Origin of the sequence: Maribacter sp. (assembly GCF_039974175.1) — a bacterium.
Classification (GTDB): Bacteria; Bacteroidota; Bacteroidia; order Flavobacteriales; family Flavobacteriaceae; genus Maribacter_C.
In genome coordinates, this window is sequence record NZ_JBDWJN010000003.1 from 322,443 (window position 1) to 336,147 (window position 13,705).

15 protein-coding genes are annotated in these 13,705 nt (G+C 39.5%); 14 read left to right on the forward strand and 1 reads right to left on the reverse strand.

Annotated elements, in window-relative coordinates; all coding sequences use genetic code 11:
* Window positions 1-12: 12 nt before the first annotated feature.
* Window positions 13-1,254, reverse strand: a complete 1,242-nt coding sequence (locus ABJN95_RS02455) for an NAD(P)/FAD-dependent oxidoreductase (protein WP_348368403.1) — start codon at window positions 1,252-1,254, stop codon at window positions 13-15.
* A gap of 180 nt (window positions 1,255-1,434) precedes the next feature.
* On the opposite strand from ABJN95_RS02455, the gene ABJN95_RS02460 reads away from it, so the two are divergent.
* From ABJN95_RS02460 to ABJN95_RS02525, 14 genes are read left to right on the forward strand one after another with little or no spacing between them, the layout of a single operon-like run.
* Window positions 1,435-2,964, forward strand: a complete 1,530-nt coding sequence (locus tag ABJN95_RS02460) for an aromatic amino acid ammonia-lyase (protein WP_348368404.1) — start codon at window positions 1,435-1,437, stop codon at window positions 2,962-2,964.
* A 4-nt stretch (window positions 2,965-2,968) separates the two neighbouring features.
* Complete coding sequence (locus tag ABJN95_RS02465) at window positions 2,969-4,096, forward strand: WG repeat-containing protein (protein WP_348368405.1); 1,128 nt, start codon at window positions 2,969-2,971, stop codon at window positions 4,094-4,096.
* 20 nt (window positions 4,097-4,116) lie between these two features.
* Complete coding sequence (gene fabG, locus ABJN95_RS02470; RefSeq protein WP_348368406.1) at window positions 4,117-4,869, forward strand: 3-oxoacyl-ACP reductase FabG; 753 nt, start codon at window positions 4,117-4,119, stop codon at window positions 4,867-4,869.
* 22 nt (window positions 4,870-4,891) lie between these two features.
* Window positions 4,892-6,112: a beta-ketoacyl-[acyl-carrier-protein] synthase family protein gene (locus ABJN95_RS02475; protein WP_348368407.1), complete on the forward strand. Its 1,221-nt coding sequence runs from the start codon at window positions 4,892-4,894 to the stop codon at window positions 6,110-6,112.
* Window positions 6,113-6,114: 2 nt separating this feature from the next.
* Entirely contained in the window at window positions 6,115-6,357 is a 243-nt protein-coding gene (locus ABJN95_RS02480) for a phosphopantetheine-binding protein (RefSeq protein WP_348368408.1), read from the forward strand.
* 24 nt (window positions 6,358-6,381) lie between these two features.
* Window positions 6,382-7,269, forward strand: coding sequence for a lipid A biosynthesis acyltransferase (locus ABJN95_RS02485; protein ID WP_348368409.1), 888 nt, complete (start codon window positions 6,382-6,384; stop codon window positions 7,267-7,269).
* Complete coding sequence (locus ABJN95_RS02490) at window positions 7,266-8,186, forward strand: dialkylrecorsinol condensing enzyme DarA (protein WP_348368410.1); 921 nt, start codon at window positions 7,266-7,268, stop codon at window positions 8,184-8,186. Before ABJN95_RS02485 ends, ABJN95_RS02490 begins: the two co-directional genes overlap by 4 nt.
* A gap of 5 nt (window positions 8,187-8,191) precedes the next feature.
* Window positions 8,192-9,325 carry a beta-ketoacyl-ACP synthase III gene (locus tag ABJN95_RS02495; protein ID WP_348368411.1) on the forward strand — a complete coding sequence of 378 codons (1,134 nt, stop codon included), beginning with the start codon at window positions 8,192-8,194 and terminating at the stop codon, window positions 9,323-9,325.
* Window positions 9,326-9,784: a hypothetical protein gene (locus ABJN95_RS02500; protein ID WP_348368412.1), complete on the forward strand. Its 459-nt coding sequence runs from the start codon at window positions 9,326-9,328 to the stop codon at window positions 9,782-9,784.
* Window positions 9,765-10,223, forward strand: a complete 459-nt coding sequence (locus ABJN95_RS02505) for an ABC transporter permease (protein ID WP_348368413.1) — start codon at window positions 9,765-9,767, stop codon at window positions 10,221-10,223. Before ABJN95_RS02500 ends, ABJN95_RS02505 begins: the two co-directional genes overlap by 20 nt.
* A 44-nt stretch (window positions 10,224-10,267) precedes the next feature.
* Window positions 10,268-10,669: a hypothetical protein gene (locus tag ABJN95_RS02510; protein WP_348368414.1), complete on the forward strand. Its 402-nt coding sequence runs from the start codon at window positions 10,268-10,270 to the stop codon at window positions 10,667-10,669.
* A 3-nt stretch (window positions 10,670-10,672) separates the two neighbouring features.
* Window positions 10,673-11,668, forward strand: a complete 996-nt coding sequence (locus ABJN95_RS02515) for a BtrH N-terminal domain-containing protein (RefSeq protein WP_348368415.1) — start codon at window positions 10,673-10,675, stop codon at window positions 11,666-11,668.
* Between the two features lie 31 nt (window positions 11,669-11,699).
* Window positions 11,700-12,443 (forward strand): ABC transporter ATP-binding protein, encoded by a 744-nt coding sequence (locus ABJN95_RS02520; protein ID WP_348368416.1) that lies wholly within the window; start codon window positions 11,700-11,702, stop codon window positions 12,441-12,443.
* Entirely contained in the window at window positions 12,436-13,704 is a 1,269-nt protein-coding gene (locus ABJN95_RS02525) for an ABC transporter permease (protein WP_348368417.1), read from the forward strand. Before ABJN95_RS02520 ends, ABJN95_RS02525 begins: the two co-directional genes overlap by 8 nt.
* Window position 13,705 lies beyond the last annotated feature (1 nt).

Genomic DNA, 13,705 nt, shown 5'->3' on the forward strand with positions numbered 1-13,705 from the left:
TTTTACGAATCACTAGCCAGCAGATTCCTGCTCCATACTCGCGATATGTGCCACAGTTTTTACCAGGCGATGGTGGTTCTTCACAAAAGGGTTAGTCTCGTCCCACACATAACCCGCCAATACCGCACAAATTTGTCTTTTGATTTCTGGGTTTCCCTTTTCATGGAAGAAAATGGTTTGTAGATTTCCGGTATACCATTCTTTTACATAGGTTGAAAAAACATCTACCCCACTTTTAATATAGTCGGAATACTCAACTTCCCAATCTACCGATTCGCCATTCAATTCTCGAGCAACTAATTTCGCAGCGGTAATTGCAGACTCTGTGGCAAAGGTAACTCCCGAAGAAAACACTGGGTCTAAAAACTCTGCACTATTTCCGGTAAGGGCATAACCTGCCCCGTACATTTGTTTTACCGATTTCGCAATGTTCTTTATCACTTTAGGTTCAAACGCGTAGTCGAGTCCGTCAAAACGATCAAAGTAATAGTTGGAGAGTTTCATCATTTCCTGTAATTTCTGAGTCGTATTGCCTTCGAAAGATTCTAAATATGCTGTAGGACCTACATAGCCAATACTGGTGTATCCGTTTGAAAATGGAATCACCCACAGCCAGGTTTCTAGGCTCACTATATCGAAGGTAATGATGGTGCCTTCGTGCCCCTCTGGGCGTTTGGTTTCTTTGACATGGGTAAAAATTGAAGAATGCTTTGGAATTTCCGATGGTTTATCGAGATCTAACAAACGAGGAAGCACTCTTCCAAACCCACTAGAATCAATAATATACTTTGCTGTAACCGTAGACTGTTTTCCATCCAAGGCTTTTATGGTTGTAGTAGAGATGCTTCCCTCAAAATTTACGTCAACGACTTCTTGTTCAAAAGCTATGTCAACACCTCGAGCTTCTAAAGCATCAGTCATAGTTTTATCAAAATCAGCACGTGGAACTTGCCAGGTCCAATTCCAACCTGAAGTGTGTTTTTTACTAAAATCAAAGTTACAAATCTGGCCATCACGCATAAATCGAGCACCTGCCTTGATTTCAAATTCTTTTGCCTTCAAGCTATCTAGTAAACCAACTTCTTCAAAATGATGCATACACCGTGGCAGTAAACTTTCACCGATTACAAAACGAGGAAATTTATTCTTTTCCACCACTTTAACCTTCAGACCCTGTTTGTGCAAGTAACCAGCGGCTACACTACCGGAAGGGCCAGCACCAATAATTAAAACATCAACATTTTCGTTTTGCATAGCTTGAATTTAATTAACTGTAGTAGTCCTATTTTTCTCGAATGAACTGGAAATTCAACCTTTTACTGCCAATAAGAAATCAGCCAAGTGGACTTCTTCATTAATTATTCTAAATTTGCAGACCAAATTAACTATTTTTATCCAGTATTAGTACAAATTCCCCTATATAACCAACTGTAAATGCCAGAGATTAAAGGAAAGTTAGGAATTGATGAATTCTATAGTGTTATTTTCAAAAACGAGCCTCTTTCAATAGACCAAACTGTCTTTGACACACTACAACAGAGCTTCGATTTTCTAAAGGAATTTTCAAAGAACAAAGTTATCTATGGGGTGAATACGGGTTTTGGCCCAATGGCACAATACAAGATAAGAGATTCTGAACGAATTCAACTTCAATATAACCTGATACGAAGCCACGCTTCAGGAACGGGAAACCCCATTTCTCCAAAATATGTAAAAGCAGCGATGCTAGCGCGACTGAACACGCTTAGTTTGGGGCATTCGGGCGTTCACAAATCGGTCATTGAAGTGATGACCACTTTAATAAACAAGGATATCATACCTCTAATTTACGAGCATGGAGGTGTTGGTGCCAGTGGTGATTTGGTACAATTGGCACACTTAGCTCTTGTACTAATTGGCGAGGGAGAAGTTTTTTATAAAGGTAAAAGAACCAGTACAAAAACGGTTTTCAAAAAAGAAGGAATCACTCCTATTTCGGTAGAAATACGAGAAGGTCTTGCTTTGATTAATGGCACCTCAGTTATGACGGGTATAGGGGTTGTAAACACCATTTACACTCGGCGATTGTTGGAATGGATGATTGCTTGCTCATCGGCCATCAATGAAATTGTAGAGGCCTATGACGACCATTTATCGTTTGAGCTAAACCTCACTAAAAAACATCAGGGACAACGAGAAATCGCGCGTTCGATGCGAAGTCATCTTCGAGATAGCACGCTTACAAGAAAACGAGAACATCATCTATATACCAATAACAAAGATGTCAAAGTCTTTGAAGAAAAGGTGCAGGAATATTACTCTTTAAGATGTGTTCCTCAAATTTTAGGCCCCGTTTTAGATACTTTGAATGACGTGGAAAGAGTAATGATCGAAGAGGTAAACTCTGCCAATGACAATCCTATCATAGACCTTAAGAAAAAGCACGTATATCACGGAGGAAATTTTCATGGTGATTATGTCTCTTTAGAAATGGATAAGTTGAAAATGGTTGTCACTAAAATGAGCATGCTCGCTGAGCGACAATTGAATTATTTAATGAACTCAAAATTGAATGATATTCTCCCACCTTTTGTAAATTTAGGAGAGCTAGGTTTGAATTTTGGCATGCAAGGCGTTCAGTTTACGGCGACGTCGACCACCGCGGAAAATCAAATGCTATCAAACCCTATGTATGTTCATAGCATTCCGAATAACAATGACAACCAAGATATTGTGAGTATGGGAACCAATGCAGCCCTGATTACTAAAAGAGTAATTGAGAATGCTTATGAAGTTATGGCGATTGAGATGATTACCATTGTACAAGCCATTGAGTATTTAAAGGTTCAAGACCAGGTTTCCTCGAAAACCAAAATGATGTATGATGCCGTTCGCAATATAGTTCCCCCGTTCAAAGAGGATTTGGTAATGTACCCCTTTGTAAATGAAGTAAAGAACTATATTATTAACCACGAAAATAAATAACAGTATGAAAACGAAATTCACATTAATAGTTGGCTTGGTTCTGATGTCTTTTCTGTCTTTCGGACAAGAACTAGCCTTGGTAAAAGAAGGCAAGAAAGCAGGGTATATCAACAAATTAGGGGAGTTTACTATTCCCGTTCAATTCGACAATGCCAAAAGCTTTTCAAACGGATTAGCAGCTGCTGAAAAGGATAAAAAGTGGGGATTTATCAATGCCTCTGGAGAATGGGTTATACAACCCGAATATGACAAAGTAAAATACTTCAATTCTGGCGTTGCCATGGTTTTGAAAGATGATAACTGGCATTACATCAGTAAATCGGGAAGCAAAATAGATGCTCCTGCCGCGGACAAATACTTCGACTTCAATGACGGGGTAGCCTTCTATCGCTCAAACGACCAAATTGGGTTGATAGGTACCGATGGCAAAGTAATTTTGGAACCCACTTTTGATGCGATCAAAAAATTCAGAAACGGCCATGCCAAGGTGAAGAAGAATGACCTTTGGGGTATGATCGATAAAACAGGAAAATTAGTTATTCCTGCAGAATATACTGCCATCGGCAATGAATGGACGGCTGCTGGTGTTGATGCTCGAAAAGGGGAATCATTTGGTATTGTATCCAACGGTACTTTTAATGTTATTGAAGGTGCAGATAAGGTTTGGGGCTTTAAAGGAGATTCCAAACTCGCCTACGCCAGAAAAGGCAAAAAAATTGGTTTTGTAAATAGCAAAGGAGAATGGGTAATACAACCTACCTATGAAAAAGCAAGAGCCTTTGTCGATGGCCTTGCGCCGGTAGCAAACGGAAAAACTTGGGGCTATATAAACGAAAGTGGTGAAATGGTTATTGAACCCTCCTATAGAGATGCGGAGATTTTTGCCGAAGGAATGGCTCCTGTAAAAGACAAAAGATGGGGTTTTATAGATAAGACTGGTAAATTGGTTATTCCTATGGAATATGATATCACCGCTGGCTTGGCCTTTATAGCTGGAAAAGATTCAAAAGGCTTTATGAACGGACTGGCACGTGTTAAATCAAAGAAAGGTTGGGGTTTTCTAGATAAAACAGGAAAATTATTAGCTGATAAATGGTTTGAAAATGCGGAACCGTTTGAATCAGTGAAATAGAACTTAGCGTAAAATAGTTAATGGCAGAGAAGGAAGAAAAAAAGAAGTGTGCTTTAATAACCGGTGGTTCCAGAGGTATAGGAAGAGCGGTATGCATTCAGTTGGCAAAGGACTCGGATTATCACATTTTAATAAATTATAACAGCAATAAAGAGGCGGCTCTTGAAACTTTGAAACGGGTTGAGGAAGCAGGGGCATCGGCAGAAATTATTCAGTTCAATGTTGTAGACGCCGAGGCCGTAAAGTCTGCCTTGACGCAATGGGAAGAGACCAACCCAAAAGCTATTATTGAGGCTCTAGTGAATAATGCGGGCATCACCAAAGATGGCCTTTTCATGTGGATGCCAAAGGAAGACTGGTCGTCCGTTATTAATACAAGCCTCAATGGCTTCTTCCATGTCACCAATCATCTCATACAAAAGTTATTGGTGAACAAATACGGGCGAATCGTAAATATGGTTTCCGTTTCTGGATTGAAAGGAACACCAGGCCAAACGAACTATTCCGCTGCTAAAGGCGCAGTTATTGCGGCAACAAAAGCGTTAGCACAAGAAGTTGCAAAAAGAAACGTTACTGTAAATGCCGTTGCACCAGGTTTTATAAAAACAGATATGACCAGCGAGCTCGATGAGAAGGAACTTAAAGCGATGATTCCTGCAAATCGATTCGGAGAAGCTGAGGAAGTTGCACATGTGGTTTCCTTTTTAATTTCAAAAAAGTCATCTTATATTACAGGCGAAACCATAAACATCAACGGGGGTATTTATTCGTAAAGAAAAACGATAAGAAGGGGCAATGAGAAGAGTCGTTATAACAGGAATGGGTATATATTCTTGCATAGGTAAAAACCTAGGTGAAGCAAAAACATCTTTATACGAGGGCAAATCGGGTATCGTTTTTGACCAAAACCGTCTTGATTTCGGATATCGTTCTGCATTTACCGGTAGGGTAGCGATGCCAGACCTAAAACCGTACTTATCTCGAAGACAACGCATAAGCCTTGGTGAAGAAGCAACCTATGCATATGTTGCTACCAAAGAAGCACTTGAACATGCCAAAATCGATCAAGACTATCTTGAGAACCATGAAATAGGTATCATTTATGGAAATGATAGTACGGCAAAATCTACGGTTGAATCAGTTGATAAAATCCGAGAAAAAAACGACACTACCTTGGTGGGGTCAGGTGCTATTTTCAAGGCAATGAACTCAACGGTTACTATGAACCTTTCAACAATTTTTAAGTTGAAAGGAGTGAATTTTACTATAAGCGCAGCCTGTGCCAGTGGTTCACATTCCATTGGCATGGCCTATCAACTGATAAAAGCAGGCCTACAAGATTGTATTATAGCCGGTGGGGCACAAGAAATCAATACCATAGCTATGAGTAGTTTCGATGGTCTGGGCGTATTTGCAACCGGTGGTGACGAGCCTACAAAAGTATCGCGCCCTTTTGATGCTGCACGAAACGGTTTGGTACCTAGTGGTGGTGGAGCAACACTTGTTTTAGAAAGTTATGATTCTGCAGTACAAAGAGGTGCTCCCATTTTAGGTGAAATCATTGGATACGGTTTCTCGTCGAACGGCGATCACATTTCTACTCCCAACGTTGAAGGCCCCACACGAGCCATGCGAAGAGCTTTGGAACAAGCAGAAATCGAAGCCAAGGTCATAGACTATGTAAATGCGCATGCGACATCAACTCCTGTTGGAGATGCCAACGAGGCAAAAGCAATTTTTGAAGTTTTTGGCGAATCAAATCCGCCAGTAAGTTCTACCAAATCAATGACGGGTCACGAGTGTTGGATGGCCGGTGCCAGTGAAGTCATTTACTCTATGTTAATGATGCAAAATTCCTTTGTTGCTCCTAACATAAATCTTGAAAATCCTGACGAGGATTCCCAAAAATTAAACCTTGTTAAGAAAACCTTAAATAAAAAAATTGACGTATTTTTGTCGAATTCCTTCGGGTTTGGCGGCACCAATTCTGCCCTAATTATTAAAAGTGTTCTTTAGCGATGAACAAAGAAGTTATTATAGAAAAAATTGATGCTTTCCTCATTGACGAATTCGAAGTGGAGGAAGATGACATCGCCCACGATGCAAATCTAAAAGACACCCTTGGTCTTGATAGCTTGGATTTTGTTGATTTGGTGGTCGCTGTCGAAAGTAATTTTGGTGTAAAACTAGTGGGTGAAGATTTTGTAAACGTCGTTACACTTCAAAATTTTTACGATCTTATCGAAAAAAAACTAGGGTAACTGGTTTCCAACAAAACCCAAGAGATGGCAACGGAATGGGAAGGTAAATCAAGAGGTACGCTTTTAGGGTACAAGATTTATATATTTTTCCTTCGAAATTTCGGTATTGGTTCTGCCTACGCCATACTTCACCTTGTGATTTTCTATTTTGTACTTTTCTCTCCAAGAAGTAATACCGATACGTATACTTATTTTAGAAAAAGACACGGTTATTCAAAAACGAAAAGCTTATTAAGTGTATATAAAAGTTATTACACTTTTGGCCAAACCTTGACCGATAAAGTTGCTATTTCTACAGGACTTCGAAACAGGTTTACGTATACCCATGATGGCATAGAGCATATTGATAAGTTACTCAAGAAAAATCAGGGTGGCATATTAATTAGCGGTCATGTAGGTAACTTCGAGATTTCACATTACTTTTTAGAAGACCGCTATTCTATTTCAAAGATTAGTATGGTCACCACTATGGCCGAGCATGAGAATATTCAAGAATATATGGAGCAAATTTCGGTGAAATCTCACTTGAAGTTTATCGTGGTCAAAGAAGATATGTCGCACATTTTTGAAATTCACAAGGCGATAGATGAAGGCGGATTAGTAGTGTTCACAGGAGACAGGTATATGCCTGGAGGCAAGGTTTTAAACGAAACCTTTTTAGGCAAAGAAGCTAGTTTTCCAATGGGACCTTATTTGTTAGCTTCACGCTTGAATATGCCTGTTTTGTTTGTTTATTTTATGAAGGGAGAAAAACGACATTATGACCTGTATGCTAGAACAGCACAGTTCAAAGCTAGAGATGCCCAAGGGCTTTTAAAGGAATATACCCAGAGTATGGAATGGATTTTAAAAAAATATCCGCTACAATGGTTCAATTACTACGATTTTTGGAAAGATAAAAAGAACTCATGAAGGAAATCTTAGTAGTTTACTATACGCAATCAGGACAGTTATTCGATATTCTCGAAAACATAACCTCAAGCATACAAGCAGAGAATGTCAATATTTCCTATCACAGCATAACACTAGAAGAACCTTTTCCCTTTCCTTGGACAAAAGATCGATTCTACGATGCCTTTCCTGAATCCTTCCTGCAGATTCCTTCAAAAATACACCCCCCCATAGAAGAAATTCAGAACAAAAAATACGACCTGATTCTACTTGGATATCAAGTTTGGTTCTTAACACCCTCTCCCCCAACCAACGCTTTCCTAAAATCGGAAATTGGGAAGAAGTTGCTCAAAGATACCCCAGTGGTAACTATTGTTGCATGTAGAAACATGTGGATTCAGGCTCAAGAAAAAGTGAAACGCCTGTTGGCAGAAAACCAAGCCAAACATGTAGGCCACATAGCATTGGTAGACCGACATATCAATCATATTAGTGTACTTACCATTGAGCATTGGATGTTCTCTGGAAAAAAAGACCGTATGTGGGGCATTTTCCCCAAACCAGGAGTTTCAGATGAAGAGATTAGCAATGCCTCCAAATTTGGAACCCCAATTCGAGAAGCCTTACTTACAAATAATTTTATGCCGCTACAAGATCGTTTATTGGAATTAGACGCCGTGAAAGTAAATCCTTATTTGGTGATGACCGACGCTAGGGGTAATGTGCTATTTTCAAAATGGGCTAATTTTCTTATTAAAAAAGGTGGGCCAAGTAATCCAAAACGTTTAAAATGGATTGGATTGTTTAAATTTTACCTGAAATTTGCAATCTGGATCATAGCACCTATAGTTTTTATTGTATTTTTGCTGACTTATTTGCCCACATACCAAAAAAGAAATAGAGAGCGGAAATATTATTCCTCTGTTTATTTAAAGTAGAGTTGATGAAAGACGTTTACATTACCAAAATAGCCAAATTTTTACCCAATAAGCCCATTGACAATGACCAAATGGAAGCAAAGTTGGGTATTATAGATGGTAAAGCGTCTAAGGCAAGACGAATTGTTCTACGTAATAACCGTATCAAACAACGGTATTATGCCATTGACGCAGATGGCAATGTAACGCATAATAACGCCCAACTTACAGCAGCAGCTGTTGAGAAATTGTGTGATAGCGATTTTTCAAAAGAGCATATTGAATTGTTATCCTGTGGAACTTCAAGCCCTGATCAGATTTTACCCTCCCATACCGCCATGGTACATGGGTTTTTAAAGAATGGAAATCTAGAAATCAACTCCCCGTCAGGTGCATGTTGCTCAGGTATGAATGCCATGAAATACGGTTATATGTCAGTTAAAACCGGCCAAGTTAACAACGCGGTATGTGCCGGTTCTGAAAGAACATCCTCTTGGATGCGATCGGAGGTATTTGAAAACGAGGTGGCACATTTAAAGAAGTTGGAAGAAAATCCTATCCTTGGTTTTAATAAGGAATTTTTACGTTGGATGCTTTCTGACGGTGCTGGAGCTATGCTACTTGAAAGCGAGCCAAAAGGAGAAAATGCACTTAAGATCGAATGGATGGAAGGCTATTCGTATGCCTTTGAAATGGAAACCTGCATGTATGCCGGGGCAGAGAAGTTAGAGGATGGTAACTTAAAAGCTTGGAGTGAATATCCCGCGGAGGTATGGGGAGAGAAAGCACTTTTTGCCATGAAGCAAGATACACGACTTCTAGGAGATAATATATTGGTCAAAGGCGTTGATAGTTTAAAACAGGCTTTTGAAAAACATGCCATTGATCCTGCAGATGTTGATTACTATCTTCCACATATTTCTTCCTATTACTTCAAGGAAAGACTGTTCGAAGAATTGAAATTGCAAGGTGTTGAAATGCCTTGGAACAAATGGTTTTTGAACTTGGAAAACGTCGGTAATGTTGGTGCAGCCTCGATTTACCTTATGCTTGAAGAATTGAAAGGCTCAGGTAAGCTTAAAAAAGGAGATAAGATTTTATTGCACGTTCCTGAAAGTGCCCGATTCGCCTACACCTATGCTTATTTAACGGTTTGTTAAATGAATTTTCTTGAGACCGAAATAACGGATTTCGATTTTTTACTAAGCCTAATTCCGCAGAAGAAACCATTTGTAATGGTTGACACCTTGCGATTCTATACCGATAAAAAGATCATTTCGGGTTTTACCATCTCAGCGGAAAATATCTTGGCCAAGAATGGTAGTTTTTCCGAACCCGGACTCATTGAAAACATGGCACAAACCATTGCGCTGCATACCGGTTACAAGTACTTTTTAGCTAAAAAACCAGCTCCAACAGGTTACATTGGAGCCATCAAAAAAGCCGAAGTTTTTGAATTGCCGCGTGTTTCAAAAGAACTTACTACTACTGTTGAAATCATTCATGATATCATGGGTGTTACCTTGATAGAAGCCAAAGTTGAATGTGAGGGGCAACTCATCGCTCAAAGTGAAATGAAAACCGCTCTAGCAAAACAAGATGAGGAAACCACGCTATAATGTAAAAATTGAGAATTTTCTTCCTCATCGGTCACCGATGTTGATGGAATGCAAAGTACCTTATCTCGATGGTAAATTGGTAGAAACCCATTTCACAGTAACTGATACATCTATTTTTACAGATAAAAACGGTTTCTTTTCTGAAGCTGGCCTTATCGAAAATTCCGCTCAAGCCTGTTCGGCAATTACCGGACAAGATTTTTTCGAAGATGACGACCACGAAGGCAAGGGAAACAAAGTTGTAGGGTATATTAGCGCGGTTAAAAAAGCAGAAATATTCCTATTGCCAAAGGTGGGAGATACACTAATTACAAAAGCCACCCTTGTTTCAAGATTTGATACAAATGACATGAGTATCTGTACCATTGCGGCCTCCTCTTTTAGAAATGATGATTTAGTCGTAAATTGTACAATGAACTTCTTAATACACGAAGTTTAAATACATCCTGCAGGTGTATTGCCGAAAATCAAAATCAGAACTATTTGAAAAAAGAGGACGTACCACAGCATCAAAGTAAACTTGAAACGGCCAATATTCGAGAGGTGTGTTATGCCTTAGATGAAAATGGGGAATATACCACTGAACTGAGTACTGGTTGGGATCCGAAAACCATTGCGTTGAACAATGCCTTGGAACAGATCAAGGAACGTGTTGAAGAGGCTAAGAAAAGGGTGCTCAACAACGAAACCAGTCCCTTAGAATATTATATGGAATTGCATAAGATGGATATCCCTATTTTAGCCAGCTATGTAGGTTTTTGGAAATGGCAGGTAAAAAGACACTTCAAACCCTCAGTATTTCGAAAATTAAATTCAAAAAAACTCCAAAAGTATGCTGATGTTTTTGAGATCAGTATCGAAGAATTAAAAAACATCAAGGCCTAATTCATGCAAATAGACTTTACACACAACCAATCTGCACATTGTGAAAATGGAGTGGTATCAAACCTCATGCGCCATAACGGATTCGAGATAAGCGAACCGATGGTATTTGGAATAGGCTCAGGATTACTCTTTAGCTATCTCCCTTTTCTCAAAGTTGACCATGCCCCTGTTTTCACCTATCGCGTTATTCCAGGACTCATTTTCAAACGATTTGCCAAACGTGTCGGGGTAAAAATAAAACGTGAAAAATTCAAAGACCCCAAAGCGGCCAAAGCCCGACTTGATGAAAATTTGGTGAAAAACAACCCGGTGGGGCTTCAGGTAGGCGTTTATAATTTGGTCTATTTTCCTGATGAATATCGTTTTCATTTCAACGCTCATAATATGGTGGTTTACGGTAAGGAGAACGACCGTTACTTGATTAGTGATCCGGTAATCGAGCATGTCACCTCCCTTTCTGAAAAAGAGTTAGAAAAGGTTCGCTTTGCCAAAGGGGCTTTTGCTCCAAAAGGTCATATGTACTATCCTGTCGCTTTTCCCGAAAAACTAGATTTAGAAAAGGCGATTGTCAAAGGTATAAAACAAACATCGCGCGACATGTTAGCGCCTGTTCCCATTGTAGGGGTAAAGGCCATCCGATGGGTAGTGAAGAACATTCGAAAATGGCCAGAAAAAATCGGAACAAAAAGAACCAACCATTACCTGGGTCAAATTGTTCGTATGCAAGAAGAGATAGGCACAGGTGGGGGTGGTTTTAGGTATATTTATGCGGCCTTTTTGCAAGAAGCCAGTAAAGTGTTGCAAAACAATCAGCTATCGCAACTCTCCAAGGAAATGACAGAAATCGGTGATCTATGGCGCGACTTTGCCGTAGATGCCTCTCGGATATATAAGAACAGAAGCTCGCAGAATGATGGATATAACGCCATTGCCGATCAGCTCGAAGCCATTGCAAATTTGGAAGAAGCGTTCTTCAAAAAGTTGAAAAAAGCGGTTTAAAAAAGTCCTTACTAAAGGATGTAGAGGACAAATGATTCAAATCAAACAACTTTCCAAAAAATACAAGGGCACAGAAAAATTTTCGGTATCCGGGTTGGATTTGAACATTGACGAGCAAGAAATTTTCGGATTGCTTGGCCCTAATGGGGCTGGTAAAACCACCTTGATTTCGATGCTCAGTTCGTTGATAAAACCTACTTCCGGTTCTTTTACCATAAACGGACTCACCTATCGAGAAAACAAAAAAGAACTCAAACAATTCATAGGGATTGTTCCCCAAGAATATGCATTATATCCTTCGTTAACCGCTTTTGAAAACCTCGCTTATTTTGGAAGCACCTATAACTTAAAGGGAAAATACCTAAAGCAAAAGATACTCGATCATTTAGAAATCTTGGGTTTACAAAACTTTGCGAACAAAAAAATCAGCACCTTCTCTGGTGGAATGAAACGGCGCATTAATCTTATCGCCAGCATTCTACACGAACCCAAAGTGCTTTTTCTAGATGAACCCACGGTTGGCGTCGATGTACAATCAAAAAACGTGATCATTAATCACCTTAAAAAACTAAACAACGCAGGCACCACCATGATTTACACCTCCCACCATTTAAACGAAGCGGAGGATTTTTGTTCACGAGTAGCCATTATCGATAATGGAAAAATAATCTGCAAAGGAAAGCCTGCAATTTTAGTTTCTGAACAGCCAGATGCTAGAAATCTCGAAGATGTGTTTCTTGCCATAACCGGAAAAGCCCTTCGCGATTATGCATAAACTCTTGGCCTCAACATACAAGGAGTTTTTGCTCCTAACTCGAGATCTAGGGGGTTTGGCCATTCTATTTTTGATGCCCATACTACTGGTTATTACCATAACCATTATTCAAGACGGCACTTTCAAAACACTTAACGAAACTAAAATTCCCGTGCTTTGGGTAGATAATGATCGTGGAGAGACCGCAGAAAATATTTATCAAAATTTAGCGAAAGTCAATACTTTAGAACTCATTCAGAAAACCTCCGAAAACGAAGCCAAAGAATTAGTCTTTAAAGGGGACTACCAATTAGCGATTGTCATCCCTGAAAATCTTTCCAGAGACCTTGACCGTAAAGTAGATGAAAATGTTAGGGGTATGCTTGCCAAGTTTGGCTTAAATGAAGATAGCATCAGCCTAGCAAAAACATCTAATTCGCAGAAGGAAGTACGACTGTATTTTGATCCCGCTACCCAGTATACTTTTAAAAGTTCAATCAAAAATGGTATCGATAAAATGATAGCCAAAGTTGAAACTCAACGTATCTATAAGGCATTTCAAGAGCAAGTAACTGATGACCCGAACGAAGTTATTTTTGATACAGAGCCATTTGTAACGTTCAAGGAAATCGGTCCTGATAATAATGAAAAAGCGGTACTACCAAATTCTACGCAGCACAATATTCCGGCATGGACGCTTTTCGCCATTTTCTTTATTATTCTGCCTTTATCGATAAACATGGTGCAGGAAAAAAACCAAGGTACTTTCGTTCGTTTGCGTACAAATCCGATATCATATGCAACTGTTTTAGGAGGAAAGACACTCGTATATCTGTGTGTATCAATGCTTCAATTTGGCTTGATGTTGGTACTAGGGGTATACTTATTTCCAAATATCGGGTTACCTAAATTGGATGTTTCCGGAAAGATTCCCTTATTATTCATCGTTGCTTTTTTTGCAGGATTGGCCGCTATCGGTCTGGGACTTTTATTGGGAACCATTGCTAAATCGCAAGAACAATCAGCTCCCTTTGGAGCAACTTTTGTGGTGATTTTAGCCGCCCTAGGAGGCGTTTGGGTACCAGTGTTTGCTATGCCCGTTTTTATGCAGACCCTTTCAAAATTATCTCCTATGAATTGGGGGCTCGAGGCATTTTATGATGTTTTTTTAAGAAATGTAGGCCTTGGCGATCTCCTTCCTGAAATATCCTTGCTATTTTTGTTCTTTGTGGCAACCGCGTTCATCGCTATTGTTTACAACGAAAGAAAAAATGCAGTCTAGC